Below are 26,205 nucleotides of genomic sequence, written 5' to 3' on the forward strand. Positions count from 1 at the left end.
GCGACGCCGGGTGGTTACGGGGGCAAACCACCCGGCGTCGCTTCATCGGCGTTCCGACGGGGGCCCGGAACGCCGGCACCAGCACTCCGACGGGGGACCGGAGCGCTTGGCTAAAGCGTACACCTACAACCCATGGGATGCGTCAAGACTTAGTCACGACCCGATCTCGCGTCGATGCAGCGGTATCTCGGTTTGGTTAGCTTCAGGGCTCTGAAAGGTAGGAGGCGGGGCAGCCTTGCCCCTCTCATTGGCCCCGATTACCGCTATGTATGGCAAAAAGACCGCGGCCGCGATGAACAGCAGCCGGTACGGCCACGGCACCGGCACCACGACAGCAAGGATCAGGCAGATCGTGCGGAGCCCCATCTTGATGAGGTAGCTGATCTCGCGCTTGCGGATGTCCGCCGACAGCGACGGCCTGGCGTCGGTGACCTGGTGGACATCTGGTTTCCTGCGCCACCCCTTCATAGCTTCCACGGTAGACCTCGCAGGAGCCGGGTGCGACGGCGCACCCGGGTGGTGACCGGGGTCATGCGATCATGGCCTTCGGGTAAGGAGGAGAGGGCGATGACGGATCGAACGTACCGGGTCACCGAGATCGTCGGAACGTCGACGGAGAGCGTCGACCAGGCCATCCGCAACGGCATCCGGCGGGCCGCGCAGACCCTGCGCCACCTCGACTGGTTCGAGGTGACCGAGATTCGCGGCTACATCGACGCGGGTGAGGTCGCGCACTTCCAGGTGGGGTTGAAGGTGGGCTTCCGGCTGGAGGACGCCTGAGCGTCGTTCTGAGGGCCTTCCCGGGGTGGCAGGGCGCGCCGCCGGCCCTAGGGGCCGGGCCGGCGCCATCCGCCCTCTCGCGATCTGATCCGAGCGGTTAGATTGGCCGATGTGAGTGCCGAATTCCGACTTCTCCTGGTCTGTACGGCCAACATCTGCCGTTCCGCCATGGCAGAAGTGATCGCCGGGGCGATGCTCCAGTCAGCGCCCCTGCCCATGGCGACGGCCAGCGCGGGGGTGCGCGCCATGGTCGGCCACCCCATGGCGCCGCACGCGGTCGCCGCGCTGGCCAAGCTCGGCCTCGACGGGCGGGCGCACCGGGCCCGGATGCTGGACCGGGACCTGGTCCGCTCGGCGGACCTGCTGCTGACGATGGAGGCCGCGCACGTGCCCGTCGCCGTGGGCCTCGACCCGGAGGCCGCGCCCAAGACGTTCACACTGCCGGAGTTCGCCGCGCTCGCCGCCGGGGCCGGGGGCCGGCGCTACCGCTCCGACACGGTGGAACGGGCGCGCGCCATCGTCCAGTCGGCCGCCGCCCGCCGCGACCACAGGCGCGTCTTGGACGTGTACGACCCGTACGGCGGCCCGCCCGAAGGCTACGACGCCTGCGCCAAGACCGTCGGCGAATCCCTCAGCCACGCCCTCGGCGCCCTCCTCGGCCCCCGCTGACCTGCTCACCTACGGGCGCGACCGGGTGCCGGGTCGTCAGCTCGCCTGGCTGACCGTGGACATGTTGAAGTCCGGCACCCGCACCGGCGGCATGATCGTCCGCTGGAAGTAGTCGTTCCACTCCCGCGGCAACGTCCGCTCGCTCGCCCCCACCTCCGTCAGCCGCCCCAGCAGGTCCACCGGGCTCTCGTTGAAGCGGAAGTTGGTCACCTCGCCCACGACCTCGCCGTGTTCCACCAGGTAGACCCCGTCCCGGGTCAGCCCGGTCACGAGCAGCGTCTGCGGGTCGACCTCCCGGATGTACCACAGGCAGGTGACGAGCAGCCCGTGCTGGGTGGAGGCGATCATCTCCTCCAGTGACCGCCCGCCCCCGGCTCCCGTCATGATCAGGTTGTCGATGCCCGGCGTCACCGCCAGCCCGCTCAGCTCCGCCGAGTAACGCGTCTGCAGCAGCGCCTCCAGCCGCCCGTCCTTGATCCACTCGGTCGGCCCCAGCGGCAGCCCGTTGTCGAAGACCGAGCTCTGCCTGCTGGAAGCGTGCGCCGTCACGAACGGCGCGCACGCGATGCCCGGAGCGGCCGGATCGCTCGACAACGTCACCGGCAGCGTGCCCAGCTGCTCGCCCACCCGGGTGCCCCCGCCCGGCTTCGAGAAGACCGAACGCCCGTCCAGCGCGTCCCTGGCCCCCGACGACCAGAACAGGTAGATCATCAGGTCGGCGACCGCGCTGGGCGGCAGCAGCGTCTCGTAGCGCCCGGCCGGCAGGTCCACCCGGGTCTTGGCCCACTCCAGCCGCTGCGCGAGCGAGGAGTCGAGCGCGGCCACGTCCACGTCGGTGAAGTCCTGCGTGGACACGCCCGTCCACGCCGAGCGCTTCAGGTCGGCGGACTTGGCGTTGAGCTCCATCCGCCCCGTCGGCTGGTCGTGGCGCAGCCGCACGCCCGTGGACGTGCCGAGGAAGGTCGTGGTGAACGAATGCTCGGCGAAGCCGTAGAGCTTCCTACCACCCGCCTCGGCGGCGGCGAAGGCCTCGCCGAGCGCCGGCGCGAACCCCTCGAACACCCCGATGTCGGTCGGACGCACGTCAGCGTCCCATTGCGACGACGCAGGCACGCCCTCGACGAGCGAGCGGGCGTCCTCGGCCGGCTGCGCGTCCCGCGCCGCCGCGTCCGCCGCCGCCACGACGTCGGCGAACTGCTCGTCGCGTACGGAGGCTCGCGACACCACCCCCACGCCCTCGCCCGCGATCGAGATCACGGTCAGCCGCGAGGAGCGGGCGACGCCGTTCGTGGTGAGCGTGTTGCCCGCGAAGCGCAGATTGGCCGTGGACCCCTCGTCCACGAGCACCACGCAGCCGTCGTTCCGGGAGAGCTCCAGCGCCCTCTCCACCATCTCCTGGGGTGTCACTTCCCGCCCTCCTGCACGGTGTTGAGGATCCGCACGCCCTTGAACAGCGCCGACGGACATCCATGACTCACGGGGGCGACCTGCCCCGGCTGTCCCTTGCCGCAGTTGAACGCCCCGCCCAGCACGTACGTGTCAGGCCCGCCGACCGCCTCCATCGACCACCAGAAGTCCGTCGTCGTCGCCTGGTAGGCGAAGTCCCTGATCTGCCCGGCCAGCTTGCCGTGCGAGATCCGGTACGCCCGTTGCCCGGTGAACTGGAAGTTGTAGCGCTGCATGTCGATCGACCAGCTCTTGTCGCCGACGATGTAGACGCCCCGCTCGACCCCGGCGATCAGCTCGTCGGTCGAGGGCCCGTCGGGCGCCGGCACCAGCGACACGTTCGCCATGCGCTGGATGGGCATGTGCCCGGGCGAGTCGGCGAACGCGCATCCGTTGGACCGCCCGAGCCCCTTCATCAGCGCCATCCGCCGGTCCAGCTGGTAGCCCACCAGGATGCCGTCCCTGACGATGTCGAAGCTCTGCCCCTGCACGCCCTCGTCGTCGTAGCCGATCGTGGCCAGGCCGTGCGTGACGGTCCTGTCGCCGGTCACGTTCATCAGCGGCGAGCCGTAGACCAGCTCACCCAGCTGGTCGAACGTGGCGAAGCTGGTGCCCGCGTACGCCGCCTCGTAGCCGAGCGCCCGGTCCAGCTCGGTGGCGTGGCCGATCGACTCGTGGATCGTCAGCCACAGGTTGGACGGGTCGATCACCAGGTCGTAGTCGCCCGCCTCGACCGACGGCGCCGCCAGCTTCTCCGCCAGCAGCTCCGGCAGCTGGTCCAGCTCGGCCGGCCAGTCCCAGCCGGTGCCCGTCAGGTATTCATAACCGCGCCCGACCGGCGGCGCGATCGTCGACATGTCGTCGAAGCCGCTCTCGTGCGCCTTCATCACGTTGAGCTTGGGATGCACCCGCACCCGCTGCTGCGTGGTCACCGTGCCGGCCGTGTCGGCGTAGAACTTCTGCTCCTTGACCTGCAGCAGCCGCGCCGACACGTGGTCGGCGCCCTTCATCAGCCCGGCCGACCACGCCGCCAGCAGGCCCACCTTGTCGGCCTGCGGAACCTCGAACGGGTCCACGTCGTACGGCGACACCCATACGGCCTCGGCGTGCACCGGCTCCGGCGCCAGCTCGATCGGCTCTCTGTTGATGGGCGCGCTCACCTCCGCCACCCGCACCGCCTGCTCGGCCACCACCGCGGCGGCCTCGGACGTCAGGTGGATGCCGGCGGCGAACCCCCACGTGCCGCCCTTGACGACCCGGACGGCGTAGCCCAGGTCGTCGGCGTCCATGGCGCCCTCGAGCCGGGTGTCGTAGAGGCTGAGCGTCTCGGCTCTGACGCGTTCGAGCCGGAAGTCGGCGTGTTCGGCACCGAGGTCGCGTGCGCGTTGCAAGGCGGCGTCCGCCAGCTGCCGCAGCGGCAGCTCCAGGAAATCGGGATCGATCTGGCGCATGTCCACGATCCTAACCCCGTGATCTTGTGCCACCCGGACAAGCCGATACCGGCGGGTAGGAGATAACGTCAGGTTCCATGGCACGCTCAGTACTCGTCACCGGGGGCAATCGCGGCATAGGCCTCGCGATCGCCCGTGAACTCGCCGCGGCCGGCGACGCCGTCGCGGTCACCTACCGATCGGGAGAGCCGCCCGAGGGCCTGTTCGGCGTGCGCTGCGACGTCACCAGCACGGCCGACGTCGAGGCGGCCTTCGACAAGGTCGAAGCCGAGCAGGGCCCGGTCGAGGTCCTGGTCTCCAACGCCGGCATCACCAAGGACACGTTGCTGGCGATGATGAAGGAAGACGCCTTCACCGACGTCATCGACGCCAACCTGACCGGCGCCTACCGTGTCGCCAAGCGGGCCATCCGCCCGATGATGAAGCTCAAGCGCGGCCGGATCATCCTCATCTCCTCCGTCGTGGGCCTGTCCGGCCAGGCGGGACAGGCCAACTACGCCGCCTCCAAGGCGGGCCTGGTCGGCTTCGCCCGCTCGCTGGCCCGCGAATACGGCTCGCGCAACATCACGGTCAACGTGGTCTCGCCCGGCTTCGTCGCCACCGACATGACGGCCGACCTCGACCACGAGAAGATCGTCGCGAACATCCCTCTCGGGCGGCAGGCGGCCCCCGAGGAGGTCGCGCGTGTCGTGCGCTTCGTGGCGAGCGACGACGCCTCCTACATCACCGGGGCCGTGATCCCGGTCGACGGCGGACTCGGAATGGGGCACTGACGTGGGCATTCTCCAAGGCAAGCGGATCCTGGTGACCGGCGTGCTCACCGACGCCTCGATCGCGTTCTCGGTGGCCAAGCTGGCGCAGGAGGAGGGCGCCACCGTCGTCCTCACCGGGTTCGGCCGGCTGAGCCTGGTCGAGCGCATCGCCAAGCGGCTGCCGTCCCCGGCGCCGGTGCTGGAGCTCGACGTACAGAACACCGAGCACCTCGACACGCTGGCCGCCCGGGTCGGCGAGCACGTCGACGGCCTCGACGGGGTCGTCCACTCGATCGGCTTCGCCCCGCAGAGCGCGCTCGGCGGCAACTTCCTCAACACCTCGTGGGAGGACGTCGCCACCGCGCTGCAGGTGTCGACGTACTCGTACAAGTCGCTGGCCGTGGCCTGCCTGCCGCTGATGAAGGAGGGCGGCGCGGTCGTCGGCCTCGACTTCGACGCCTCCAAGGCGTGGCCCGTCTACGACTGGATGGGCGTGGCCAAGGCCGGCCTGGAGTCCTGCAACCGCTACCTGGCCCGTGACCTCGGCAAGCAGAACATCCGCGTCAATCTGGTGGCGGCCGGGCCGCTGCGGACGATGGCGGCCAAGTCGATCCCCGGCTTCAAGGAGTTCGAGGACAGCTGGCCCGAGAAGGCGCCGCTGGGCTGGGACCTGGGTGACACGGTCCCGGCCGCCAAGGCGTGCGTGGCCCTGATGTCCGACTGGTTCCCGGCCACGACCGGCGAGATCGTCCACGTGGACGGCGGCGTCCACGCCATCGGCGCCTGACCTGATCCCTCGGGCAACGTCTGGGCCCGCGCCGAGGCGAGCTCCCGGCCGCACCTGACCGTGTGACCGGGGGCGTTCCCCGGCCTATGCCAGGCGGTGGCGGCCACTGCCGACGCGGGCCGGCTCGAATGGGATCGACTCGACCTGCTCCGTACGCTGCCGCCGCTGCTGCACGATCCGCGCGGCCAGCACCGCCGACCCCAGCAAGGCGATCGTCAGCGCCGTCCCCAGCACGTCGGAGGCCGGCGGCGTGGGCCGGACCACCTGCCGGTCCTGCATCGGCACCGTCAGCTCGTGCGCGAACGGGTTGGGCCACAGCAGGTCCACCCGGGGCTCGTCCGTGTCGGCGGTCGGCCGCTCGGTCACCGGCCGCTCGTTGTCCATCTGCTGCGGCCGGCTCTCCGGCGGCGTGGGCGCGCCGGTCGGCACGGTGGTGGATTCCTTCTCGCGCGAGCCGGTGCGGTCGGGGGAGGGCGTGGGGGACGCCTTGTCCTGCACGGTCTTGTCCCCACAGGCCAGCACGGGCAGGCACACGTCGCCGAGCCCTTCGGGCACCAGCCCGGTCTTGGTCGGCGTGGCCGACGGCTCCGATGGCGTGGACGGGGTGGCCGTGCCGGTCGGGACCGCCTCGCCGACCCGGCCGAGCACGTCGTCAGTGGTCTTGTCCACGCCGCTCGTCACCGGGTCGGTCGTGCCGCCGGTCAGCGAGTCGACGGTGTCGGTGACGGTGGTGACGACGTCGCACAGGGTGTTGGTCACCCCCGACAGCAGGCCTCCGCCCTTTGCACAGTCCTGGCCCGTGGCGGACGTGGTGGCCGCCGCCGCGGCCGGGGCGGCAACCGGGACGGCCGACAGCGCCACCGCGAGAACTCCGGCCGAGATCGCGGTCCTGCTCCCCATCCGTCCCCTCCTGCCTCGCCTCCGAAGGAAATCTTTATGGATATCGCTCGTCAGACGCAGGCTTTTCGCGGGTAAAGTTGCGATTCGGTATCGACTAGTGATACGTGAGTGATGCTCTCGTTCGTGATCAGTCGAGTGACGACACGTCATCGAGGGCCTCTCGGATCTCTATGGGCAGCACCACGTCTTCGGCCGGCAGGGCCCCGGTGAGCTGCGCGTGCGTACGGGCGCCGACGATGGCCGAGGCCACGCCCGGCTGGTCGCGCACCCATGACAGGGCCACGGCCAGCGGCGACACCCCCAGCCCGTCGGCCGCCGTCATGACGGACTCGACCACCCGGCGGCTCCTCTCGTCGAGGTAGGGGCGTACGAAATCGGCGAAGTGCGGGGTCGCGGCCCGGGAGTCGGCCGGGATGCCGGTGCGGTATTTCCCGGTCAGCACCCCCCGGCCCAGTGGAGACCAGGCCAGCACCCCGACGCCGAGATGGGCCGCGGCGGGCAGCAGCTCGCGTTCGGGCTCGCGGGCCAGCAACGAGTATTCCACCTGAGCCGAGGTGATCGGGATGCGTCCGGGGATCATTTTCTGGGTGGCCGCCGCGGCGGCCAGCTGCCAGCCGCTGTAGTCGCACACGCCCGCGTAGACGGCCCGGCCGGAGGCGACGATCGCGTCGAGCGCGGCGAGCGTCTCCTCCAAAGGCACCTCCTCGTCGTAGGTGTGCAGCTGCCACAGGTCGACGTAGTCGAGCCCGAGGCGGTTGAGCGAGTCGTCGACCGCGGCGATCAGGTGGCGCCTGGAGGCGTCACGCGGCCGCCGGCCCGCCGGCGTCACCACGGCCTTGGTGGAGATCACCAGCTCCGCGCGCGGCACCGAGTCGCGCAGCAGCCGGCCGAGGAGCCGCTCGGCGTCGCCGCCGGTGTAGACGTCGGCCGTGTCGACGAGCGTGCCGCCCGCGTCCACGAACGTGCGGAGCTGGGCGGCTGCCTCGTCCGCGTCGGTGTCACGGCCCCAGGTCATCGTGCCGAGCCCCAGCCGGGACACCGACAGGCCGCTGTGGCCGACATAGCGCTGCTCCATGATCCCGCCAGGTTACCGCTCGGGCGGCCTCGACGTCGTGCCTCGGCGGCCCGCGCCACCCACCCCCGTCCGCCCGGCTTCGACACGGTGATCGACGCCTGCGACACTTGCGGGGTGACCACGCTGCTACTGGCCCGGCACGGGCTGACCCACCTCACCGGGCCGGTGCTGGCCGGCCGCACTCCGGGGGTGCGGCTGAGCGAGGCGGGCCGAGCGCAGGCCGCCGCGCTCGCCGAGCGCATCACGGGCGTCAGGCTGGACGCCATCGTCTCGAGCCCGCTCGAACGCTGCAGGGAAACGGCCGAAGCGGTGGCCGAGGGCCGGGAGCTCGGCGTGGAGATCGACGAGCGGTTCATCGAGTGCGGCTACGGCGGCTGGACCGGGCGGCCGCTGAAGGAGCTCGCCCGCGAGCCGCTGTGGCAGGTGGTGCAGGCGCACCCGAGCGCGGCGACATTTCCGGATGGGGAGTCGCTGGCCGGAATGCAACATAGGGCCGTCTCGGCGGTCCGGGAGTGGAATCAACGCCTGGGGGAGAAGGCTGTCTACCTGGTTTGCAGCCACGGCGACGTGATCAAGTCGATCGTCGCCGACGCTCTGGGGCTTCACCTGGATCAGTTTCAGCGGATAACGGCTGATCCGGCGGCTCTCACCGTCATTCGCTATGCCCCCTTGCGTCCCTTTGTTCTCAGACTCAACGATATGGGGGAATTGCGGCTTCCCGAGGATTCGGAGGAGAAAGACGGGGGAGAAAACATCACCGGGAGCGATGCCGCCGTCGGCGGCGGGTCCGGAACCACGTAAGGTCAGGCTATGCCGGTCTTCGACTACGACCCACCAGAGAGGTTCGTCGCCGGTGCCCTCGGGCAGCCGGGCGCGCGGGTTTTCTTTCTGCAGGCCAGGGCCGAGGGCAGACTGACCACGGTGGCGCTGGAGAAGCTACAGGTGGCCGCGCTCGCGGGCAGGCTGGACGAGTTGCTCGACGAGGTGCTGCGGCTCAGCGGGGGCACCGCGCACGTGCCCGCACTGGCGCCGGCCGACCTGGCCGACGACGCGCCGCTCGACGTGCCGGTCGCGGAGGACTTCCGGGTGGGCACCATGGCACTGGCGTGGGACGCGGAGAGATCCCAGGTGGTGATCGAGGCGCAGGAGGTCGTCGAGGAGGAAGATCTCGAGAGCCCGGACCCCGCGGTGCTGCGCGTGCGGATCAGCGCGGGCGCCGCGCGCGCCTTCACCCAGCGGGCCCTGCAGATCGTCGCGGCGGGACGGCCGCCGTGTCCGCTGTGCGGGCAGCCTCTCGACGCCACCGGGCACGTCTGCGTGCGCCTCAACGGATACCGCGGGGGTGAGGCGGCTACGTGAGCGAGCGAAGCGAGGGAACAATCAGACGCAGCACCTTGGTCACGAGGCCGACGAAGGAGGCCTCGTGAGCGAGCGAAGCGAGGGAACAATCAGACGCAGCACCTTGGTCACGAGGCCGACGAAGGAGGCCACGTGAGCGAGCGAAGCGAGGGAACAATCAGACGCAGCACCTTGGTCACGAGGCCGACGAAGGAGGTCTCGTGACCGCTCCGGAGAGCGAACCGGCCGTCAAACCGTCCAACCCGCCGGGCATGCATGACGAGGACGCCCTCACGCTGCTCCGCGACGGCCGCCTGGAGGTGGCCGGACGCCTCGTCGAGGCCACCAACATGACGCTCTACTGCTCGGTCAAGCTGGGCGAGAGCTCGGCCGCCTGCGTCTACAAGCCGGTGCGCGGCGAGCGCCCGCTGTGGGACTTCCCCGACGGCACCCTGGCCGCCCGCGAGGTGGCCGCCTATGAGGTGTCGCAGGCGACCGGCTGGCGCATTGTGCCCCCGACGGTCTACCGCGAGGGCCCCTTCGGCCCCGGCATGGTGCAGCTGTGGATCGACACCGAGCGCGAGATCGACCTCATGCGGCTGGTCAAGAGCCGCAACCCGGTGGTGCGCCGGATGGCGGTGTTCGACGCGGTGGTCAACAACGCCGACCGCAAGGGCGGTCACCTGCTTCCGCTGCCGACGGGGCACGTCTACGGGGTGGACCACGGGGTGTGCTTCTCCGTCGAGGACAAGCTGCGCACGGTGCTGTGGCAGTGGCGCGGCAAGCCGCTGGCCAGGGAGGCGGTGGCCGTGCTGGCCAAGCTGGAGCGCGACCTGGAGTCCGGGGCGCTCGGGCGCAGGCTGCGCGAGCTGCTGACGCTGGCGGAGGTCGAGGCCACCTGGCAGCGGGTCAGGCGGCTGCTGGACACCGGCGTGCACCCCTACCCGTCGGAGGGCTGGCCCGCGATTCCCTGGCCCCCCATCTGATCGCCTGAGCCGGTTTAATACCCTTTGCCCATGTGCACGCTGATCGTGAGAACCGGGCAGCCGCTGACCCTCATGGGCGTGAGAGACGAGTTCGCCGACCGTCCGTGGGAAGGGCCGGGGGAGCACTGGCCGGACTACCCGGGCGTGATCGGCGGGCGTGACCTGAAGGCCGGAGGCACCTGGCTGGCTCTCCACCCGGCGGCCCGCCGCGCCGCCGCTCTCCTCAACGCCTCCGGCATCCCCGCGCCCGAGACGACGAAGATCTCGCGGGGCGACCTGGCGTTGCGGGCGGCCTACACGGGCGAGCTGCCCGACGCGGACCTGACCCGCTACGACCCCTTTCACCTGGTGCTCGCCGACCTGCCGGCCGATGGGGCGCGGGTGCGGCTGTTCAGCTGGGACGGCGAGCGCAGCACCGTCTCCGGCCTGCCCGACGGCACCAGCATGATCGTCAACTCGGGCCTGGACCCGGCCAGCGAGCGGGTCGTCGCCTACCTGCCCAGGTTCGAGACCGAGGTCTGGCGGGAGCTGATCACGGCGGCGCCGTCCGCCGACCCAGGCGCGCTCATCGTCCGCCACGAGCTGCCCGACGGCCGGATCTTCGCCTCCCTGTCGGTGATGGAGGTGGCGCTCGCGCCGGACGGTGTGACGTACGACTTCACCGACCTGACCGCAGAACGGGACGGATAGGCTCAGGAACATGAGATCGTGGTCTGCCCAGAACGTTCCAAAGCTCCCTGGTGAGAGCATTCCGCTGCGTCTCTACGACACCTCCGCCAAGCAGGTGCGGCAGACCGATCCCGGGCCGACCGCCAGGATGTACGTCTGCGGCATCACCCCCTACGACGCCACGCACCTCGGCCACGCCAACACCTACCACGCCTTCGACCTGGTCGGCCGGTTGTGGCGGGACGCGGGCCACGAGGTCCACTACACGCAGAACGCCACCGACGTGGACGACCCGCTGCTGGAGCGCGCCGCCCAGACCGGCGTCGGCTGGCAGGACCTGGCCGAGCGGGAGATCGAGCTGTTCCGCGGCGACATGGAGGCGCTGCGGATCCTGCCGCCCCGCGAATACGTCGGCGTCACCGAGGTCGTCGGCGGGGTGGCGGAGCTGATCGCCAAGCTGTCGGCCAAGGGCGTCACGTACTCCCTCGACGGCGACGTCTACTTCAGCGTGGCCGACGCCCCCAAGTTCGGCCAGGTGTCCGGCTACGACGAGACCGAGATGCTGGCCCTGTTCGCCGAGCGCGGCGGCGACCCGGACCGGGCCGACAAGCGCCACCCGCTGGACTGGCTGCTGTGGCGGGCCGAGCGGCCGGGCGAGCCGGCCTGGGAGTCGCGGCTGGGCAAGGGCCGCCCCGGCTGGCACATCGAGTGCACCGCCATCGCCCTGGACAACCTCGGCGCCGGCTACGACGTGGCGGGCGGCGGCTCCGACCTGATCTTCCCGCATCACGAGTGCGGCGCCTCCGAGGGGCACGCGGCCACGGGGGAGTGGCCGTTCGCCAAGTTCTACACGCACGCCGGCATGGTGGGCCTCGACGGCGAGAAGATGTCGAAGTCCAAGGGCAACCTGGTCTTCGTCTCCAAACTGCGCCGGGAGCACGACCCGATGGCGGTCAGGCTCGTGCTGCTGGCCCACCACTACCGCGCCGACTGGGCCTACGTCCCCGCCCTGATCGCCGACGCCGAGCGCAGGCTGGCCCGCTGGCGCTCGGCCGTCCGCCTGGCCTCCGGCCCGGACGCCGGCGAGTTGCTGGCGCGGGTGCGTGAGCGCCTGGCCGACGACCTCGACTCGCCGGCCGCGCTGGCCGCGATCGACGCCTGGGCCGAGGCCGCCCTGACCGGCGGCGGCTCGGATCCGGACGCCCCCGCCCTGGTCAAGGACCTGGCCGACGCCCTGCTCGGCGTCGCGCTCTAACCCTCGCGAAAACCCGCGCCACGCCGGGCTTTCTCATGGGCATAGCCGCCGGCCCCGCGCCCGCCTCAGGGCGCGGGGCTCGCGGCGCCCGTCCCCCGCTCAGGCCCGCACCCGCTCGAGCCGCTCGATCGCGGCCAGTTCGGCCGAGAACCACGCGATCGTGCGGCGCAGCCCCTCCCGCGCGGGCACCCGGGCCCGCCAGCCCAGCCGCTCGGCCGCCAGCGTCGTGTCCGGCCTCCTGACCTTGGGATCGTCGGCGGGCCGGTCGACGAACACGATCGGCGACGACGACCCGGCCAGCTCCCTGATCGTCGTGGCCAGCTCCAGCATGGTCAGCTCGTCCGGGTTGCCGATGTTGACCGGCCCGGCGAAGTCGCTGCGGGCCATGGCCAGGATGCCCGACACGGTGTCGTCCACGTAGCAGATCGAGCGGGTCTGCGCGCCGTCGCCGGTGATGGTGATCGGCTCGCCGGTCAGCGCCTGCCTGATGAACGTCGGGATCGCCCGCCCGTCGAACGGGCGCATGCGCGGGCCGTACGTGTTGAAGATCCGCACGATGCCGGTGTCGGTGCCGCGCGAGTGGCGGTAGGCCGTGGTCAGCGACTCGGCGAAGCGCTTGGCCTCGTCGTACACGCTGCGCGGGCCGACCGGGTTCACATTCCCCCAGTACGTCTCTTTCTGCGGGTGTTCGAGGGGGTCGCCGTACACCTCGCTGGTCGAGGCGAGCACGAACCTGGCGCCCTTCTCCCTGGCCAGCCCCAGCGCGTGCAGCGTGCCCACGCTGCCCACCCGCAGCGTCTCGATCGGATAGCGCAGGTAGTCGGCCGGCGAGGCGGCCGAGGCGAAGTGCAGGACGAGGTCCAGCCGGTCCGGCACGTGCACGAAGCCGGTCAGGTCGCACTCGATGAGCCGGAACTCCGGCCGGTCCATCAGATGCTCGACATTGCGTGGCCCGCCGGTCAGGAAGCTGTCCATGCAGACGACCTCCGCCCCCTCTTCCAGCAGCCGCTCGCACAGGTAAGAGCCGAGGAATCCGGCGCCCCCGGTGACCAGAGCCCTCATGACGTGACCTCCAACGCAGCGTCGACGACTTCGGAAACCTCGATCTTCAGCAGGCCGGGATCGACCCGCTGGCCGTGCGGATCCCCGTTGCGCCCGGCCCACAGCGCCACGTGGCGCCAGCCGGGCGGCGGGCCCCACAACGCCGGCGAGACCGGCCCGAACAACACCACCGACGGCACACAGAACGCCGTCGCCAAGTGCGCGACACCGGTGTCGCCGCAGACCACGAGTTTGGCCCTGCTGACCAGGTCGATCAGGTCGGCCAGGCACGTCTGGCCGGCCAGCATGCGCTCGGGCGGCAGCCCGGCCAGCTCGGCGACCTTCCTGGCGATGGGCACCTCCTCGGCGGTGCCGGTGACGACGACGTCGTCCAGCGTGGCCGCGACCTGCGCGAACCGATCGGGCGGCCAGCGCCGCGCCGGAAAGGCGGCCCCCGGGTGCACGATCGCCGGCCCCGTACGGTCGGAGATGCCGAGCGTCAGGTCGCCCGGATCGGCCGGGATGCCGTGCCACTCCAGCAGCCCGCACCAGCGGCGCACCTCGTGCACGCCGTCCTGCCACGGCGGTCCCGTGCCGAAGCTGATCAGCCGCGCCGGCTCGGTGCGCCGCAGCGCGTCGATGCTCTGCGGCCCCTTTCCGTGCAGGTTGACCGCGATGTCCGGCCGCTCGAACGGCACCCTGTCCATCGGCACGGGGCCCGGCCCCGACACATCCACGTGGCCGTCCACCGCGCCGGTCAGTGGCAGCAGGGCCTCCAGCGTCCGTGGCGCGGCCAGGGTGATCCGGTGCCGCGGGAACGCCTGGCGCAGGGCCCGCAGCGCGGGCACGGCCGTGAGCAGATCGCCGAGACCGAGCCCGCGCAGCACCAAGAGCTCTAGGGCCATGACGTCTCCGTCGAGGGGCACACGACGAGCTCTCTCACCTCGCATCCGGCCGGCTGCCGCAGCGCGAACACCACGGTCTGCGCGACGTCGGCCGGATCGTTCAGCCCGGCCTCGGGACCCGGTTTGTACTGTTCCGGCCGCCCGTCGAAGAAGCTCGTCCGCATGCCGCCCGGAATGAGCAGGGTCACCCCCACCTCGCCGCGCAGCTCCACCGCCAGCGCCCGGGTGAGGCCGACGACGCCGAACTTCGACGCCGAGTACGCCGACGCGTCGCTCAGCGGCCGCAGCCCCAGCGTGGACGCGCAGGTGACGACCCTGCCGCGGGTGTGCTTCAGGTACGGGAGCGCGGCACGCACGACGGACGCGGTGCCGAGCAGGTTCACCTTGATGACCCGCTCCCAGTCGTCGGCCGGCACGTCCTCCAGACGCCCGCACGCGTCGATGCCCGCGGCCGTCACCACGCCGTCCAGGCCGCCGGCCCGCTCGGCCAGCTCGCGTACCGCCCGCTCGGCCTCGCCGCGGTCGGCCAGGTCGGCGGTGACATGATCGAAGCGCTGGTCCGGCTCTCGGACGTCGACGACCAGCGCCCGCCAGCCCTCCTTCTCCACGGCCTCGGCGGTGGCCAGACCGAGCCCGGAGGCTCCCCCGGTAATCAAGATGTTCACTGGATCTCCCTGATCAGATTCGTTGTCGAACGTCCCGGCAGGGTGCTCAGCACGACGATCTGCGCGCCGAGCCTGGCCAGGACCTCGGATTCGGGCAGGACCTCCCCCTCGTAGTCGCCGCCCTTCACCCACACGTCGGGGCGCAGCAGCTCGATGGCGCGGGCCGGGGTGTCCTCCTCGAACACCAGCACGGCGTCCACGCAGCCGAGCGCCCTGAGCACCTCCACCCGGTCACGCGCGTCCACGATGGGCCGCGCGGGGCCCTTCAGCCGACGTACCGAGGCGTCGGAGTTGACGCAGACGACGAGCGCGTCGCCCAGCGCCCTGGCCCGCCGCAACAGGCTCACGTGGCCCGCGTGCAGCAGGTCGAAGCAGCCGCCCGTGGCGATCAGCCGGCCGCCGTTGGCGCGGGTGAGCCCGGCGACCTCCAGCGCCGTGCGGGGCCGGTCGCCGAGCCGCTGCTCCTGGATCTTGATGGAGGCGGCGCCGCCGCGCTCCACGAAACGTGATGCCTCGCCGACGCCGATCGCCACCGCGTCCGCGGCGCCGTGGCCGTCGCGCAGCGCCAGGGCCGCGGCGGCGGCCAGCCGGTCGCCCGCGCCGCACGCGTCGTGGGCGCCGGCCCGCACGGGCGGCGGCACCCGGATGAGCGGCCCGCCCTCGACGGCCAGCGCGGCCCCGCACGCGCCCGTCGTGACGGCCACCGCCCTGGCCCGCAGCTCCCGCACCAGCCGGCGGGCGGCCTGGTCGGGGCTGCGGTAGGCGGACGGGCACAACACCCGCGCCTCGGCCTCGCTCGGCGTCAGCAGCGCGCAGCCCGGCATGGGGCGCTCGCCTCTCGGGTGCGGGTCCCACACCACCGGCACGGCGCTGTCGCGCACCAGCTCGCCGGCCATCTTGGCCACGCCTCTGCCGTAGTCGGACACCAGCACCGCGCCGGCCCCGGCGATCGCCTCGGCGGCCGCCTGGCTGGGGGCATACCTGGCCGTGCCGTCCCCGGTGTCCAGCCTGACCAGCGTCTGGCCTCGGGCCCTGACCCTGGTCTTGCGTACGGTGCCGCCGCGCAGCGGCAGCCGTACCAGGTCGAGCTCTCCCGACAGCAGCCCGCACAGGCGGTGCCCGTCCGGGTCGTCGCCGATCGCGGTGATCAGCACGACGTCGGCGCCGTCGCGGGCGGCCAGCAGCGCGGCCAGGCCGGCCCCGCCGGGGCGCGCCTGCTCGGCGGTGACGTCCACCACCGGGACGGGCGCGTCCGGGCACAGCCGCTCCGCCTCGCCCTCGACGTCCACATCGAGCAACGTGTCCCCGAGCACCACGAGCGGGCCCGCCAGTGCCTCCACCGCGCCGTGATCCTTCACAGCGCCTCCTCCACCGCATCGCACAGCAAGTGGATCAGCGCGAGGTGCACCTCCTGCACGGTCGCCGTCTCCTCGGCCGGTACGGCCACCGCGTCGTCGCACAGTCCGGCCAGCGGATTGGGCGCCGGCCCGGTCATGGCCCAGGCCAGAATCCCGCCCTCCTGCGCCGCCTTGGCCGCGGCCAGCACGTTCGGGCTGGTGCCGCTGGTGGACAGGCACAGCAGCACGTCGCCGGGCCGGCCGTGCGCGCGCACCTGGCGGGCGTAGACCTCCTCGGCGCCGAAGTCGTTGGCGATCGCCGTCAGCGACGAGCCGTCGGCGTGCAGCGGGATCGCCGCGTACGGCGGCCGGTCGTCCCTGAACCGGCCCACCAGCTCGGCCGTCAGGTGCTGCGCCTCGGCCGCCGAGCCGCCGTTGCCGCAGACCAGCAGCCGGCCCCCGGAGCTCAGCACGCCGGCCAGCTTCGCGCCCCACGCGCGCACCCCGGCCGCCTGGCCGTCGACCTTCTCCAGCGTGGTCCAGAGCTTTTCCAGATGAACGTCCACGATCAACCCCCCAGAGCCGCCAGACCGCACAGCTTGCCGTCGATGACCTGCGTGTACACGGCCTCGGTCCGCTCGGCCACGTGCGGCCAGCCGTACCTCTCACGGGCCCGCCTGGCCCCCGCCGCCGCGAGCCCGGCCCGTTTGTCCGGGTCGCCGAGCACGTCCTTCAGCGCTCTGGCCAGCGCGCGCGGGCGGCGGGGCGGCACCAGCACGCCGCAGCCGGCGACCGTGTCCAGGTGCCCGCCGACCGCGGAGGCCACGACGGGGACGCCGCACGCCATCGCCTCGACCGGGACCATGCCGAACGGCTCGTACCACGGCACCGTCACCACGACGTCGGCCGCGCGCATGAGCGCCGGCACCTGCGCGCGTGGCACGCTGCCGATCACATGCACCCGCTCGTCGAGGCCGTACGCGGCGGCCAGCTCGCGCAGCCTGACGGCCTCCTCGTCGTCGGGGCTGCCGCCGGCGATCACCAGGTCGGCGCCCGGCAGCCGGTGCAGCGCCGCGATGACGGTGTCCACGCCCTTGCGCGGCACCATCCGGCCGATGCACAGGATCATCTGTCCCCCCGGGCGCGGCGCCACCGGACCGTCCGGGCAGAACGCCGTCAGGTCCACCCCGCACGGCACGACCATGATCCGCCGCTCCGGCACGCCCATCGCGCACAGCTCGCCTACCTCGTCGCTGCAGGTGGCGAGCACCGCGTCGGCCCGCTTGCCGATCTCGCGCTCGGTGTCGAGGCGGTGCGCCGGGCTGGTGTCCGCCTCGCCCTGCCAGCGCCGCTTGACCGTGCCCAGGGCGTGGAACGTCTGCACCACGGGGATGCCGTCGGCCGCCGCCTGCAGCGCCGCCTGCCCGCTCATCCAGAAGTGGGCGTGCGCGATGTCCGGCGGATCGATCGCCCAGTGGTCGGCGAGGCGGTCGGTGAACTCCGGCATGTACGGCGGCAGCTCGTCCTTCGGTATCGGCACCGGGGGACCGGCTGGCACGTACTCGACCGTGACGCCGGGCGCCAGGGGCACCGACGCCGGCTGCGACGTCGACGTGCGCCGGGTGTGGACCGTGATCGTGTGCCCGCGCTCGGCCAGCGCGACGGCCAGCGCGGCGACGTGCACGTTCTGGCCGCCCGCGTCGACGCCGCCGACCGCGGCCAGCGGGTCCGCGTGCTCGGAGATGAGATCGACCTTCACTGAGTCAGCTCCCTCACTGCCTTGACCACCTGCTCACTTGTCACTTGGGACAGGCATGGGTGTCCGGGGATCGGGCACGTGCGCGCCCTGCTGTCCTTGCAGGGCGCCTGCTGATCGCCGAGCAGCACCGCGGGGACCCCGTACGGGGCCCACCGCGCCGCCGGGACGACGGGGGCGAACAGGCTCACGACCGGCGTGCCGACCGCCGCGGCCAGGTGCGCGGGGCCGGTGTTGCCGGCCACGAGCACGCTGGCGTGTTCCAGCACGGCGGCCAGCTCGCCGAGAGTGGTCGCGCCGCCGAGGTCGGCTGCGTCGTCGCCGGCCACGTAGGCCGTGAGATCACGCTCCGTGCCGGTCACGACGACGCGGTGCCCGTCTTGCGCCAGCTCGTGTACGGCCTGCCGATGCTTTTCGGCCGGCCATGTCCTCGCGGGCGCCGACGTCCCCGGATGCACCACGACATACGTGCTTTTGCCGGCATCGGCGCCGACGCTGGGCAAATGCCCTGTAAATTTGTCTATATCCGGCAATGGCCGCTGAACAGCGAGTTTGCCGTCATCGCCCGGTGGCAGCTCGAACCCCGCCGCCCGCGCCACGGCCAGCATCCGCTCGGCCTCGGGCACGTCGAGGCTCTCGTCCACGACGTGGCGCACGTCGAGCAGCGAGCCGGGGTAGTCGTTGCTGATCGCCGTGATCCTGCGTACGCCGGCCAGCCTGAGCAGCAGCGCCAGCGGGAGCGCCGACTGGTGGAACGAGGTGAGGACCACCGCCTCGTCGATGCCGTGCAGCCGCCCGACCAGGCCGGCGACGTGCGCCTTGCTGACGGGCGGGGGAGTGTGGTCGATCCACGGGGCCTGCCACTCCACGACGTGGTCCACGCCAGGCAGCAGCTCGGCGGCCGCCCTGCCGTTCGGGCCGGCCAGGAAGACGACCTCCTCGGCCAGCGTGCGCACGGCCCGGACGGCGGGGCCGGTCAGCAGCACGTCCCCGGCGTCGTCGAGCCGCGCCACCAGCACCCGCCCCCGGCCGCCGGCGCTCTTGGCGGCGGCCCGTTCGGTCTGCTCGGCGCTCGCCCTCGCGGGCGTGGCCTTCGCGGCGGAGCCGCATCTCGCGGCGCCCGCCGTCGTGCACGGGCCCACACCGTACAGCACCGCTCCCGGCACGCGAGCGCTCATCGCCGCACCCTCCATTCCCCCCGCAGCCGGTGCGCGCATGCGACCGGCGGGATCACCACGCTGGTGACGACCATCCGCCACACCTCATCGGGGGTACGCGGCCCCGGCGCGATCCGCCGCCACGCGAACTCCGCCGTCAAGGCGGCCCACACGGCCCCGGCGAGTCCGGCCACGACCGCCGGGCCCCGCCCCAGGACCTCGCGGCGAGCCCCGGCGATGCCCGGGGCGGCCAGGGTCAGCGCCGCCAGCCCGGCCACCGTGGTCACCGCGTGCGTTCGCAGCCGGCCGCGGCCACCGCCGATGGCCGCCCGCCACCCGGGCCCGTGCACGTGCCGCATCAGCGCGTCGTCGGCGTTGCCCCGCTGGAAGCGCACGCTGGCCCAGAACCCGTCCTGACGCACCGGATGCGCCGTCACCCGGTCGCCGCGCACGAGCCGGTGGCCCGCCCGCGCGACCCGCAGCGCGAGGTCGGCGTCCTCCCGGTAGGCCAGGGGGAAGCGTTCGTCGAATCCGCCGACCGCCTCCAGCACCGATCGCCGGTAGGCCATATCGGCCGTCACCCACAGCGCCCGCGCCAGCCCGGCGGTGTTGCGCTCGGCGTCGGTCGGCCGCCCGCCAGCCGGCAGCGGCACCACGATGCGCCCCTGGCTGCCCGCCACGTCCTCGGGCAGGTCCACCAGGTCCTTCCAGACCGCCTCGGCCCACCCGGGCTCGGGGATCACGTCGTCGTCGAGGAACACCACCCAGGGCGTGTCCGCGGCCCGCCACCCGGCGTTGCGCGCCGCGGCGGGTCCCCGGCCGCCCGATCGGACGACTCGTAGGCGCTCATGAGAAAAGGACGGCAGCGTCACACCACGCTCCTTCGTGCGACTGCCACCGCCACAACGAAGAGTACCCGCTCGATCGCGATCCGTAACCCGATCGTCCACCACGATCACCGGCACCCCGGAGCCCACGGCGGCCACCGTGTCGCCGAGCGTCGGCCGTCCGATGGTGGGGATCACGACGGTGATCACGAGGCGAACACCTCCCCGCGCCGCACCACGTACGGCCCGAGCACGAGCACGTCCACCGGCGCCGACCCGAAGCATTCGAGCGCGTCACGCGGGTCGTCCACCATGGGCCGCCCCGCGGTGTTCAGGCTCGTGTTGACGATCACCGGCAGCCCCGTGCGGGCCTCGAACTCCGCCAGCACCCGCGCCATCAGCGGCTCGGCGGCGGGGGAGACCGTCTGGATGCGGGCGGTCCCGTCCACGTGCACGACCGCCGGGATGCGCGCCGCCCAGTCCGGATGCACGTCGTGCACGAACAGCATGTACGGCGACGGCACGGGCCCCCGTCCGAAGATCTGGGCCGCCCGCGATTCCAGCACCATCGGCGCGATCGGCCGGAACTGCTCACGGCCCTTGACGTCGTTGAGCCGCTCGGTGTTGCGCGCGTGCCCGGGATGGGCCAGCAGCGACCGGTGCCCGAGCGCCCGCGGCCCGTACTCGGCCCGCCCCTGGAACCAGGCCACGATCTTGTCGGCGGCCAGCTCGGCGGCCACCGCCGCGGCCAGGTCGGCGGGCCGGGTGTGCGGCACGCGGGCCACCTCCAGCCACGCCCCCAGCTCCTCGTCGGTGAAGCCGCGCCCCAGCGCCGCGGTCGGCATGGGAGCAGCCGGCTCGCCGTACGCCTGCGCCAGGTGCAGCGCACCGCCCAGCGCGGTCCCCGAGTCGCCGGCCGCGGGCTGCGCCCACACCTCGTCGAACGGCCCCTCGTCCAGCAGCCGGGTGTTGGCCACGCAGTTCAGCGCCACGCCGCCGGCCAGCGCGAGGCGCCGCTCGCCGGTGCGCCCGTGCAGCCAGCGCACGAGCTCCATGAGCACCTCCTCCAGCCTGGCCTGCACGCTGGCGGCCAGGTCGGCGTGGTCGGAGGTCCAGGCGCCGCCCTTGGGCAGGGCCTTGGCGTAGAGGTTCCAGTCGACGGGCTCGACGCGGAAACCGCCGTCGCCGGTCGTGTAGATCGCCTCGCGCAGCGCCTCCAGGTGGCGGGGCGTGCCGTAGGAGGCCATCGCCATGACCTTGTACTCGTCGCTGGAGCGCAGGAAGCCGAGGTGCTCGGTGACGTCCTCGTACATGAGGCCGAGGGAGTGCGGCAGCTCCTGGGTGGCCAGGACGTCCAGCTCGCCGTCGCGGTAGCGGCCCGCCAGGTGGGAGACGTTCTCGCCACGGCCGTCGCACACCAGCACCGCGCAGTCGCGCCCCTCCGTCGACCACTGGCAGGCCAGCCCCGCCGAGGCTGCGTGCGCCACGTGATGCGGCACGTAGCGGACCTGTCCGGGGTCCAATCCCGGCAATGCCGTGGCAAGGAACAGCGGGGCGCGCACCGCGTACGTCGTGCGCAGGTCCTCCCAATCGCCGTCCGGGCGCTGCGTCACCAGCGCCGGGTCGTACGAATAGGCGACCGCGTCGATGTCCTCGGGGGCGAGACCCGCCTCGCGCAGGCACCAGGCGGCGGCCTGCTCGGGCAGTTCCCACGCAGAGAACGCCACCGGCCGCTTGCCGTGCTTGCGGCGGCTGAAGCGTTCCTCCTCCGCCGCGGCCACGATCCTCCCGTCGACCACCAACGCCGCCGCCGGGTCATGAAAGATCGCGTTAATGCCGAGAAATCGCATATGTCCCCCCTCGGGATGTCGTGAACGGCTACCGAGAGAAGCGGCCCTCAAACCTCCCGCAGGCCCCGGAGATGCGGAAACAGGCGCGGCGCTCTGCGCTTTGTCACTGTAAGTAGTTGTTTGCCGGTTCGGTCCCCGGGTAGCTGCCCGGCATGCGACGGAGGTGAAAGGTGTTCGAAAAGCGACGTCCCGGCGCCGTGCTCTTCGATCGGGACGGGACCTTGATCAGGGACGTGCCTTACAACGGCGACCCGAGGCGGGTCGAGCCGATGCCGGGCGCGCTGGAGGCGCTGGGCCGGCTGCGCCGCGCCGAGGTGCCGGTGGCCGTGGTGACCAACCAGTCGGGCGTGGCCAAGGGCCTGGTCTCTCCGGACGAGATGGACCAGGTGAACGCGAGGGTGGAGGAGCTGCTCGGCCCGTTCGACGCGTGGGCGATCTGCGTCCACGACGACGCCGACGGCTGCACCTGCCGCAAACCCGCGCCCGGGCTCGTGATCAGGGCCGCTGCCGTGCTCGACATCAGCCCCCGCGACTGCGTGGTGGTCGGCGACATCGGCAGGGACATGGAGGCCGCCAGGGCCGCCGGCGCCAGGGGCATCCTCGTCCCGACCGAGCAGACGCGGCCGGAGGAGATCGAGCAGGCCCCCGAGGTCGCCGACGACCTGACCGACGTCGTGGACCGTGTGCTCAGCGACGCCGAAGGCCCCGTGCCCGCCGGCGCCCGCGTCTCCGCGCCGTGGGCCCGCGCCATGGGCTGGAGCCGCTGGTGAGGATCCTCCTCTGGCACGTGCACGGCTCCTGGACGAGCGCCTTCATCCGCGGCAGGCACACGTACGTGCTGCCGCTCGTCCCCGATCGGGGTCCCGACGGGCGGGGGCGGGCGGCGACCTACGACTGGCCGGACAGCGCCCGCGAGGTGCCGTGGGACCGGCTCCGCGACGAGCCCGTCGACGTGGCCGTCTACCAGCGGCCGCACGAGATCGACCTGGCCCGCGCATGGCTCGGCCGCGACGTGCCGGGAATCTACGTCGAGCACAACACGCCCAAGGGCGACGTGCCTGCCACCCGGCACCCGCTGGCCGGCCAGGCCGGCATCACGCTCGTCCACGTCACCCACTTCAACGACCTCTACTGGGACAGCGGCAAGGCGCGCACGCGCGTCATCGAACACGGCGTCCCCGACCCCGGCCACCTCTACACGGGCGAGCTGCCCCGGGCCGGCGTCGTGGTGAACGAGCCGGTCCGCCGCGCCCGGGTCGCCGGCACCGACTTGCTGCCGCGCTTCGCCGAGCGGGTCCCGCTCGACGTGTTCGGCATGAAGGTGAACGGGCTGCCATACCGGGCCTACGAGGATCTGCCGCAGCACGTCATGCATGCCGAGCTGGCCAGGCGGCGGGTCTACCTGCACCCCTATCGGTGGACCTCCCTGGGGCTGGCCCTCATCGAGGCCATGACCCTGGGCATGCCGGTCGTCGGGCTGGCCGCCACCGAGGCCGTCGAAGCGGTGCCGCCGGAGGCCGGGGTGCTGTCCACGAAGGTCCACGTGCTGGCCGACGCCCTGCACGCCTTCGCCGCCGACCCCGAGAGCGCCGCGCAGGCCGGCAAGGCGGCGCGGGCCGCGGCGCTGGCCCGCTACGGGCTCGGCCGGTTCCTGTCCGACTGGGACCGGCTGCTCGGCGAGGTATGACCGCCGGCGGCCTGGGTAGGCGCGAACGTCATGATGATGATGATGCTCGACTGGACACGCAGAGCCGCCTGCCTCGACCTGGACCCGGAATTGTTCTTCCCGATCTCCCTGGAGGGGCCGAGCCAGTCGCAGGTTGAGCGGGCCAAGTCGGTGTGCCACGGGTGCCCCGTGCGCGAGCCGTGCCTGGAGTACGCGCTGGCCACCCGGCAGGCGTACGGCGTCTGGGGTGGCACCGATCCGGAGCAGCGACGGGAGCTCAGCGTGGCAGGGCCGCCGCGAGAAAGCGTTCCCGCTCAGCCGCTTCGAGGTGGTCGCTGAACAACACGCCGTCCAGGTGGTCGGTCTCGTGCTGCAGCACGCGCGCCAGCACGCCGAGCGCCCGCACCGTCACGGGCTTGCCGAACATGTCGCGGCCCCGGGCGGTGACCAGGTAGGAACGTTCCAGCGGCCACCACACACCGGGCGCGGACAGGCACGCCTCGTCGGCGACGATGCGCCGCTCCGACAGCTCCAGCCGCGGATTGACCAGATGGCCTGATCTGCCGTCGTAGCCGTAGACCAGCACCCGCACCGGCACCCCGATCTGCGGTGCCGCGAGCCCCGCGCGGCCGGCTTGCGCCCGCATCGTGGCGGTCAGCGACTTCACCAGCCGCCGCAGCTCCCGGTCGAAGTCGTGGATCGGCTCCGCGACCGAGCGGAGCACAGGATCGTCGAACATGCGAATAGGCCGGACCGTCACCCGCCACTCCCCGATAAGCCGCGCCTTCAGGGTGAAGGTTTCCCGTGATCGCCTCCGCCAATCGCGAATGCGCGGCCTTGTAGCACAGCGGTAACAAGAGAGACCCGTGGGCGAAACCACCCGAAAGCAGTATCGGAGGGTGATCTCACTTGCGTCACACGCGCGTGTGATGCCTGGCCGAGTGCTCGGGGCCCGGCCAGGCATCCTCGCATATCTGGAGGTAAAGGCATGAGTGCGCTCCCCCTGGAAGGCAGCGCCGCGCCGGAGACGGCGCCCGACGCGCTGTCGGGCTTCACGGTCGGCGTGACCGCGACCCGGCGGCGCGAGGAGTTCGGCGCCCTGCTGGAGCGGCGCGGCGCGCGGGTGGTCAGCGCCCCCGCGATCCGGCTGGTCCCCCTGGCAGAGGACACCGACCTGCTCGCCGCCACCAGACTCGCCCTCGAATCGCCGCTCGACGACGTCGTGGTCACCACGGGCGTGGGCTTTCGCGGCTGGATGGCCGCCGCCGAAGGCTGGGGGTTGTCGTCCGACCTGGGCGAGCACCTGTCCGGCGCCCGCCTGCTCACCCGCGGGCCCAAGGCCAGGGGAGCGGTGCGGGCCGCCGGGCTCAACGACCACTGGACCCCGGCCACCGAGTCCTGCGAGGAGGTCAAGCAGTATCTGCTCGACCAGGATCTGCGCGACCGGCGCATCGCGGTGCAGCAGCACGGCGAGCCGCTCGACGACTTCGTGGCCGCGCTGCGCCAGGCAGGCGCCGAGGTGATCGAGATCCCGGTCTACCGGTGGCTGCCGTACCGCGACGTCTCGCCGCTGCGCCGCCTGATCAGCCAGACGATCTCCGGGTCGGTGGACGCGGTGGCCTTCACCAGCGCGCCCGCCGTACACGCCATGCTCGGCATGGCCCGGGCAGAGGGGCTGGAAGACGCGCTGCTCGCGGCGTTCGGCGGGCCCGTCGTGGCCGCCTGCGTGGGGCCCGTCACCGCGGGGCCGCTGACCGCGCGCGGCGTGCCGACCCTGCAGCCGGACCGCTCGCGCCTGGGCGCGCTGGCCCGCGCCCTGGCCAGGCATCTGCCCGAGCACGGCGTCACCAGGCTGGTCGCCGGCGACCACCATCTGGAGATCCGCGGCCACGCCGTGGTGGTGGACGGCGAGCTGCGGCCGCTGCCGCCCGCCCCGATGGCGGTGCTCAAGCGGCTGGCCGACAAGCCCGGGCATGTGGTCTCCCGCGCCGACCTGCGTACCGTGCTGCCGGGCAGCATCGCGCGCGACTCGGCCGAGCACGCCGTGGAGATGGCCATCACGCGGCTGCGCCGCGCGCTCGGCCCCAGCGGGATCGTCGAGACGGTGGTCAAGCGCGGCTACCGGCTCGCGTGCCAGTACGAGGCGGGGATGTGATGCCCACACTCGTCCTGGCCGCGCACGGGACCCGCAGCGCCGCGGGGGAAGAGACCCTGTCGGCCCTGACGCGGACCGTCGCCAGGGCCCGTCCAGGGCAGCGGGTCGAGCTCAGCTACCTCGAGATCAGCTCGCCCCTCCTCGCCGACGTCCTCGACGCCGCCCGCGGCCCGGTGGTGGTGGTCCCGCTGCTGCTGGCGGGCGGATACCACGTGCACATCGACCTGCCCGACGTCATCGCCGAGCACCGTCCCGACGCCGTAGTGGCCGGCTGGCTCGGCCCGCACCGGCTGCTGACGTCGGTGCTGGCCCGCAAGCTCGCCCGGGCCGGGCTGCGCTCCACGGACGCGGTCGTGCTCGGCGCGGCCGGATCCTCCGACCCGGCCGCGCTCGCCGACGTGCGGGCCGCGGCGCACCAGCTCGCGCTACGCCTGGCCCGCCCGGTCACGGCGGCCTTCGCCTCGGCCGGCTCGCCGTCGCTGGAGGAGGCCATGGAGCGGCTCGGCGCGACCCCGGCCGCCCGCGTGGCGATCGCCTCGTACGTGCTGGCGCCCGGCTTCTTCCACGACCGCCTGGCGGCGGCCGGCGCGGGGCTGGTGAGCGAGCCGCTGGGCGCCGACCCGGACGTGGCGGCCCTGATCTGGCACCGCTACGACGAAGCCCTGCGCGGCCGGCGCACCATGCCGCAGACCGCCCGGGCGTCACGGCACTGAGAGCCCCGGCGACCGCGGACGCTCC

At 72.5% G+C, this 26,205-nt stretch carries 29 protein-coding genes; 14 read left to right on the forward strand and 15 right to left on the reverse strand.

Annotation, left to right across the window (positions count from 1 at the left end; translation table 11 throughout):
* Positions 1-153 precede the first annotated feature (153 nt).
* A complete protein-coding gene (locus Q9G87_RS37930) occupies positions 154-468 on the reverse strand; it encodes a DUF3099 domain-containing protein (RefSeq protein ID WP_305921401.1) in 315 nt (104 codons plus the stop codon).
* Positions 469-567: 99 nt separating this feature from the next.
* Here Q9G87_RS37930 and Q9G87_RS37935 point away from each other — a divergent pair, with 99 nt between their 5' ends.
* Positions 568-780: a dodecin gene (locus tag Q9G87_RS37935; protein ID WP_305921402.1), complete on the forward strand. Its 213-nt coding sequence runs from the start codon at positions 568-570 to the stop codon at positions 778-780.
* Between the two features lie 111 nt (positions 781-891).
* Entirely contained in the window at positions 892-1,449 is a 558-nt protein-coding gene (locus Q9G87_RS37940) for an arsenate reductase/protein-tyrosine-phosphatase family protein (protein ID WP_305921403.1), read from the forward strand.
* 36 nt (positions 1,450-1,485) lie between these two features.
* On the opposite strand, the gene Q9G87_RS37945 is transcribed toward Q9G87_RS37940, so the two are convergent.
* Together Q9G87_RS37945 and Q9G87_RS37950 are read right to left on the reverse strand one after the other, a co-directional pair.
* Positions 1,486-2,856 (reverse strand): metallopeptidase TldD-related protein, encoded by a 1,371-nt coding sequence (locus Q9G87_RS37945; protein WP_305921404.1) that lies wholly within the window; start codon positions 2,854-2,856, stop codon positions 1,486-1,488.
* Positions 2,853-4,346, reverse strand: coding sequence for a TldD/PmbA family protein (locus Q9G87_RS37950; protein WP_305921405.1), 1,494 nt, complete (start codon positions 4,344-4,346; stop codon positions 2,853-2,855). Before Q9G87_RS37950 ends, Q9G87_RS37945 begins: the two co-directional genes overlap by 4 nt.
* A gap of 77 nt (positions 4,347-4,423) precedes the next feature.
* Between Q9G87_RS37950 and Q9G87_RS37955 the strand changes: the two genes are divergently transcribed.
* Both Q9G87_RS37955 and fabI read left to right on the forward strand, forming a co-directional pair.
* Positions 4,424-5,119 carry a beta-ketoacyl-ACP reductase gene (locus Q9G87_RS37955; protein WP_305921406.1) on the forward strand — a complete coding sequence of 232 codons (696 nt, stop codon included), beginning with the start codon at positions 4,424-4,426 and terminating at the stop codon, positions 5,117-5,119.
* Position 5,120: 1 nt separating this feature from the next.
* Positions 5,121-5,885: an enoyl-ACP reductase FabI gene (fabI, locus tag Q9G87_RS37960; protein WP_305921407.1), complete on the forward strand. Its 765-nt coding sequence runs from the start codon at positions 5,121-5,123 to the stop codon at positions 5,883-5,885.
* Positions 5,886-5,969: 84 nt separating this feature from the next.
* Here the strand turns inward: fabI and Q9G87_RS37965 are convergent, their stop codons facing one another.
* Together Q9G87_RS37965 and Q9G87_RS37970 are read right to left on the reverse strand one after the other, a co-directional pair.
* The gene (locus tag Q9G87_RS37965; protein WP_305921408.1) at positions 5,970-6,785 is read right to left on the reverse strand and encodes a hypothetical protein; all 816 of its coding nucleotides are present in this window, start codon (positions 6,783-6,785) and stop codon (positions 5,970-5,972) included.
* 127 nt (positions 6,786-6,912) lie between these two features.
* Entirely contained in the window at positions 6,913-7,860 is a 948-nt protein-coding gene (locus Q9G87_RS37970; RefSeq protein ID WP_305921409.1) for an aldo/keto reductase, read from the reverse strand.
* 114 nt (positions 7,861-7,974) lie between these two features.
* On the opposite strand from Q9G87_RS37970, the gene Q9G87_RS37975 reads away from it, so the two are divergent.
* The 5 genes from Q9G87_RS37975 to mshC all read left to right on the forward strand — a co-directional run bounded on the left by Q9G87_RS37975 (position 7,975) and on the right by mshC (position 12,108).
* A complete protein-coding gene (locus tag Q9G87_RS37975; protein ID WP_305921410.1) occupies positions 7,975-8,661 on the forward strand; it encodes an MSMEG_4193 family putative phosphomutase in 687 nt (228 codons plus the stop codon).
* A gap of 9 nt (positions 8,662-8,670) precedes the next feature.
* The gene (locus tag Q9G87_RS37980; RefSeq protein ID WP_305921411.1) at positions 8,671-9,219 is read left to right on the forward strand and encodes a DUF3090 domain-containing protein; all 549 of its coding nucleotides are present in this window, start codon (positions 8,671-8,673) and stop codon (positions 9,217-9,219) included.
* A gap of 251 nt (positions 9,220-9,470) precedes the next feature.
* Positions 9,471-10,184, forward strand: a complete 714-nt coding sequence (locus tag Q9G87_RS37985) for an SCO1664 family protein (protein WP_371825888.1) — start codon at positions 9,471-9,473, stop codon at positions 10,182-10,184.
* Between the two features lie 30 nt (positions 10,185-10,214).
* Positions 10,215-10,874, forward strand: a complete 660-nt coding sequence (locus tag Q9G87_RS37990) for an NRDE family protein (protein WP_305921413.1) — start codon at positions 10,215-10,217, stop codon at positions 10,872-10,874.
* Positions 10,875-10,884: 10 nt separating this feature from the next.
* A complete protein-coding gene (mshC, locus tag Q9G87_RS37995; RefSeq protein ID WP_305921414.1) occupies positions 10,885-12,108 on the forward strand; it encodes a cysteine--1-D-myo-inosityl 2-amino-2-deoxy-alpha-D-glucopyranoside ligase in 1,224 nt (407 codons plus the stop codon).
* A gap of 99 nt (positions 12,109-12,207) precedes the next feature.
* Here the strand turns inward: mshC and Q9G87_RS38000 are convergent, their stop codons facing one another.
* Genes Q9G87_RS38000 through Q9G87_RS38040 form a run of 9 tightly spaced genes read right to left on the reverse strand, consistent with a single transcriptional unit; the run spans position 12,208 to position 21,646 of the window.
* The gene (locus Q9G87_RS38000; protein ID WP_305921415.1) at positions 12,208-13,170 is read right to left on the reverse strand and encodes a UDP-glucuronic acid decarboxylase family protein; all 963 of its coding nucleotides are present in this window, start codon (positions 13,168-13,170) and stop codon (positions 12,208-12,210) included.
* A complete protein-coding gene (locus tag Q9G87_RS38005) occupies positions 13,167-14,054 on the reverse strand; it encodes a glycosyltransferase family 9 protein (RefSeq protein WP_305921416.1) in 888 nt (295 codons plus the stop codon). The genes Q9G87_RS38000 and Q9G87_RS38005 overlap by 4 nt, the downstream gene beginning before the upstream one ends.
* Positions 14,045-14,719, reverse strand: a complete 675-nt coding sequence (locus Q9G87_RS38010) for an SDR family oxidoreductase (protein ID WP_305921417.1) — start codon at positions 14,717-14,719, stop codon at positions 14,045-14,047. The genes Q9G87_RS38005 and Q9G87_RS38010 overlap by 10 nt, the downstream gene beginning before the upstream one ends.
* Positions 14,716-16,077, reverse strand: coding sequence for a PfkB family carbohydrate kinase (locus Q9G87_RS38015; RefSeq protein WP_305921418.1), 1,362 nt, complete (start codon positions 16,075-16,077; stop codon positions 14,716-14,718). Before Q9G87_RS38015 ends, Q9G87_RS38010 begins: the two co-directional genes overlap by 4 nt.
* On the reverse strand, positions 16,074-16,622 hold the full coding sequence (locus Q9G87_RS38020; protein ID WP_305921419.1) for a D-sedoheptulose-7-phosphate isomerase: 549 nt from the start codon (positions 16,620-16,622) through the stop codon (positions 16,074-16,076). Before Q9G87_RS38020 ends, Q9G87_RS38015 begins: the two co-directional genes overlap by 4 nt.
* 2 nt (positions 16,623-16,624) lie before the next feature.
* Entirely contained in the window at positions 16,625-17,815 is a 1,191-nt protein-coding gene (locus tag Q9G87_RS38025; protein WP_305921420.1) for a glycosyltransferase, read from the reverse strand.
* Entirely contained in the window at positions 17,812-18,990 is a 1,179-nt protein-coding gene (locus tag Q9G87_RS38030) for a glycosyltransferase family 9 protein (protein ID WP_305921421.1), read from the reverse strand. Before Q9G87_RS38030 ends, Q9G87_RS38025 begins: the two co-directional genes overlap by 4 nt.
* Positions 18,987-20,006, reverse strand: coding sequence for a glycosyltransferase family 2 protein (locus Q9G87_RS38035; RefSeq protein ID WP_305921422.1), 1,020 nt, complete (start codon positions 20,004-20,006; stop codon positions 18,987-18,989). Before Q9G87_RS38035 ends, Q9G87_RS38030 begins: the two co-directional genes overlap by 4 nt.
* A complete protein-coding gene (locus Q9G87_RS38040) occupies positions 20,003-21,646 on the reverse strand; it encodes a carbamoyltransferase family protein (protein ID WP_305921423.1) in 1,644 nt (547 codons plus the stop codon). Before Q9G87_RS38040 ends, Q9G87_RS38035 begins: the two co-directional genes overlap by 4 nt.
* A gap of 170 nt (positions 21,647-21,816) precedes the next feature.
* Here Q9G87_RS38040 and Q9G87_RS38045 point away from each other — a divergent pair, with 170 nt between their 5' ends.
* The 3 genes from Q9G87_RS38045 to Q9G87_RS38055 are packed head-to-tail and all read left to right on the forward strand — an operon-like array spanning position 21,817 to position 23,651.
* On the forward strand, positions 21,817-22,416 hold the full coding sequence (locus tag Q9G87_RS38045) for a D-glycero-alpha-D-manno-heptose-1,7-bisphosphate 7-phosphatase (protein ID WP_305921424.1): 600 nt from the start codon (positions 21,817-21,819) through the stop codon (positions 22,414-22,416).
* Positions 22,413-23,333, forward strand: a complete 921-nt coding sequence (locus Q9G87_RS38050; RefSeq protein ID WP_305921425.1) for a glycosyltransferase — start codon at positions 22,413-22,415, stop codon at positions 23,331-23,333. The genes Q9G87_RS38045 and Q9G87_RS38050 overlap by 4 nt, the downstream gene beginning before the upstream one ends.
* Before the next feature lie 36 nt (positions 23,334-23,369).
* The gene (locus tag Q9G87_RS38055) at positions 23,370-23,651 is read left to right on the forward strand and encodes a WhiB family transcriptional regulator (RefSeq protein ID WP_305921510.1); all 282 of its coding nucleotides are present in this window, start codon (positions 23,370-23,372) and stop codon (positions 23,649-23,651) included.
* Here Q9G87_RS38055 and def read toward each other — a convergent pair.
* A complete protein-coding gene (def, locus tag Q9G87_RS38060) occupies positions 23,590-24,051 on the reverse strand; it encodes a peptide deformylase (protein WP_305921426.1) in 462 nt (153 codons plus the stop codon). The genes Q9G87_RS38055 and def overlap by 62 nt on opposite strands.
* A gap of 249 nt (positions 24,052-24,300) precedes the next feature.
* On the opposite strand from def, the gene Q9G87_RS38065 reads away from it, so the two are divergent.
* Together Q9G87_RS38065 and Q9G87_RS38070 are read left to right on the forward strand one after the other, a co-directional pair.
* Positions 24,301-25,467 (forward strand): uroporphyrinogen-III synthase, encoded by a 1,167-nt coding sequence (locus tag Q9G87_RS38065; RefSeq protein WP_305921427.1) that lies wholly within the window; start codon positions 24,301-24,303, stop codon positions 25,465-25,467.
* On the forward strand, positions 25,467-26,180 hold the full coding sequence (locus Q9G87_RS38070; RefSeq protein ID WP_305921428.1) for a sirohydrochlorin chelatase: 714 nt from the start codon (positions 25,467-25,469) through the stop codon (positions 26,178-26,180). The genes Q9G87_RS38065 and Q9G87_RS38070 overlap by 1 nt, the downstream gene beginning before the upstream one ends.
* Positions 26,181-26,205 lie beyond the last annotated feature (25 nt).

The sequence above is a fragment of the Nonomuraea turcica genome (assembly GCF_030718205.1).
Lineage (GTDB): Bacteria > Actinomycetota > Actinomycetes > Streptosporangiales > Streptosporangiaceae > Nonomuraea.

What these genes read in the sequence shown, in the direction of transcription:
- Q9G87_RS37930 (WP_305921401.1), bottom strand. Translation starts at nt 468, where the DNA reads ATGAAGGGGTGGCGCAGGAAACCAGATGTCCACCAGGTCACCGACGCC.
- Q9G87_RS37935 (WP_305921402.1), top strand. Translation starts at nt 568, where the DNA reads ATGACGGATCGAACGTACCGGGTCACCGAGATCGTCGGAACGTCGACG.
- Q9G87_RS37950 (WP_305921405.1), bottom strand. Translation starts at nt 4,346, where the DNA reads ATGCGCCAGATCGATCCCGATTTCCTGGAGCTGCCGCTGCGGCAGCTG.
- Q9G87_RS37955 (WP_305921406.1), top strand. Translation starts at nt 4,424, where the DNA reads ATGGCACGCTCAGTACTCGTCACCGGGGGCAATCGCGGCATAGGCCTC.
- Q9G87_RS37965 (WP_305921408.1), bottom strand. Translation starts at nt 6,785, where the DNA reads ATGGGGAGCAGGACCGCGATCTCGGCCGGAGTTCTCGCGGTGGCGCTG.
- Q9G87_RS37970 (WP_305921409.1), bottom strand. Translation starts at nt 7,860, where the DNA reads ATGGAGCAGCGCTATGTCGGCCACAGCGGCCTGTCGGTGTCCCGGCTG.
- Q9G87_RS37980 (WP_305921411.1), top strand. Translation starts at nt 8,671, where the DNA reads ATGCCGGTCTTCGACTACGACCCACCAGAGAGGTTCGTCGCCGGTGCC.
- Q9G87_RS37985 (WP_371825888.1), top strand. Translation starts at nt 9,471, where the DNA reads ATGCATGACGAGGACGCCCTCACGCTGCTCCGCGACGGCCGCCTGGAG.
- Q9G87_RS37990 (WP_305921413.1), top strand. Translation starts at nt 10,215, where the DNA reads ATGTGCACGCTGATCGTGAGAACCGGGCAGCCGCTGACCCTCATGGGC.
- mshC (WP_305921414.1), top strand. Translation starts at nt 10,885, where the DNA reads ATGAGATCGTGGTCTGCCCAGAACGTTCCAAAGCTCCCTGGTGAGAGC.
- Q9G87_RS38000 (WP_305921415.1), bottom strand. Translation starts at nt 13,170, where the DNA reads ATGAGGGCTCTGGTCACCGGGGGCGCCGGATTCCTCGGCTCTTACCTG.
- Q9G87_RS38005 (WP_305921416.1), bottom strand. Translation starts at nt 14,054, where the DNA reads ATGGCCCTAGAGCTCTTGGTGCTGCGCGGGCTCGGTCTCGGCGATCTG.
- Q9G87_RS38030 (WP_305921421.1), bottom strand. Translation starts at nt 18,990, where the DNA reads ATGAGCGCTCGCGTGCCGGGAGCGGTGCTGTACGGTGTGGGCCCGTGC.
- Q9G87_RS38040 (WP_305921423.1), bottom strand. Translation starts at nt 21,646, where the DNA reads ATGCGATTTCTCGGCATTAACGCGATCTTTCATGACCCGGCGGCGGCG.
- Q9G87_RS38055 (WP_305921510.1), top strand. Translation starts at nt 23,370, where the DNA reads ATGATGATGCTCGACTGGACACGCAGAGCCGCCTGCCTCGACCTGGAC.
- def (WP_305921426.1), bottom strand. Translation starts at nt 24,051, where the DNA reads ATGTTCGACGATCCTGTGCTCCGCTCGGTCGCGGAGCCGATCCACGAC.
- Q9G87_RS38065 (WP_305921427.1), top strand. Translation starts at nt 24,301, where the DNA reads ATGAGTGCGCTCCCCCTGGAAGGCAGCGCCGCGCCGGAGACGGCGCCC.
- Q9G87_RS38070 (WP_305921428.1), top strand. Translation starts at nt 25,467, where the DNA reads ATGCCCACACTCGTCCTGGCCGCGCACGGGACCCGCAGCGCCGCGGGG.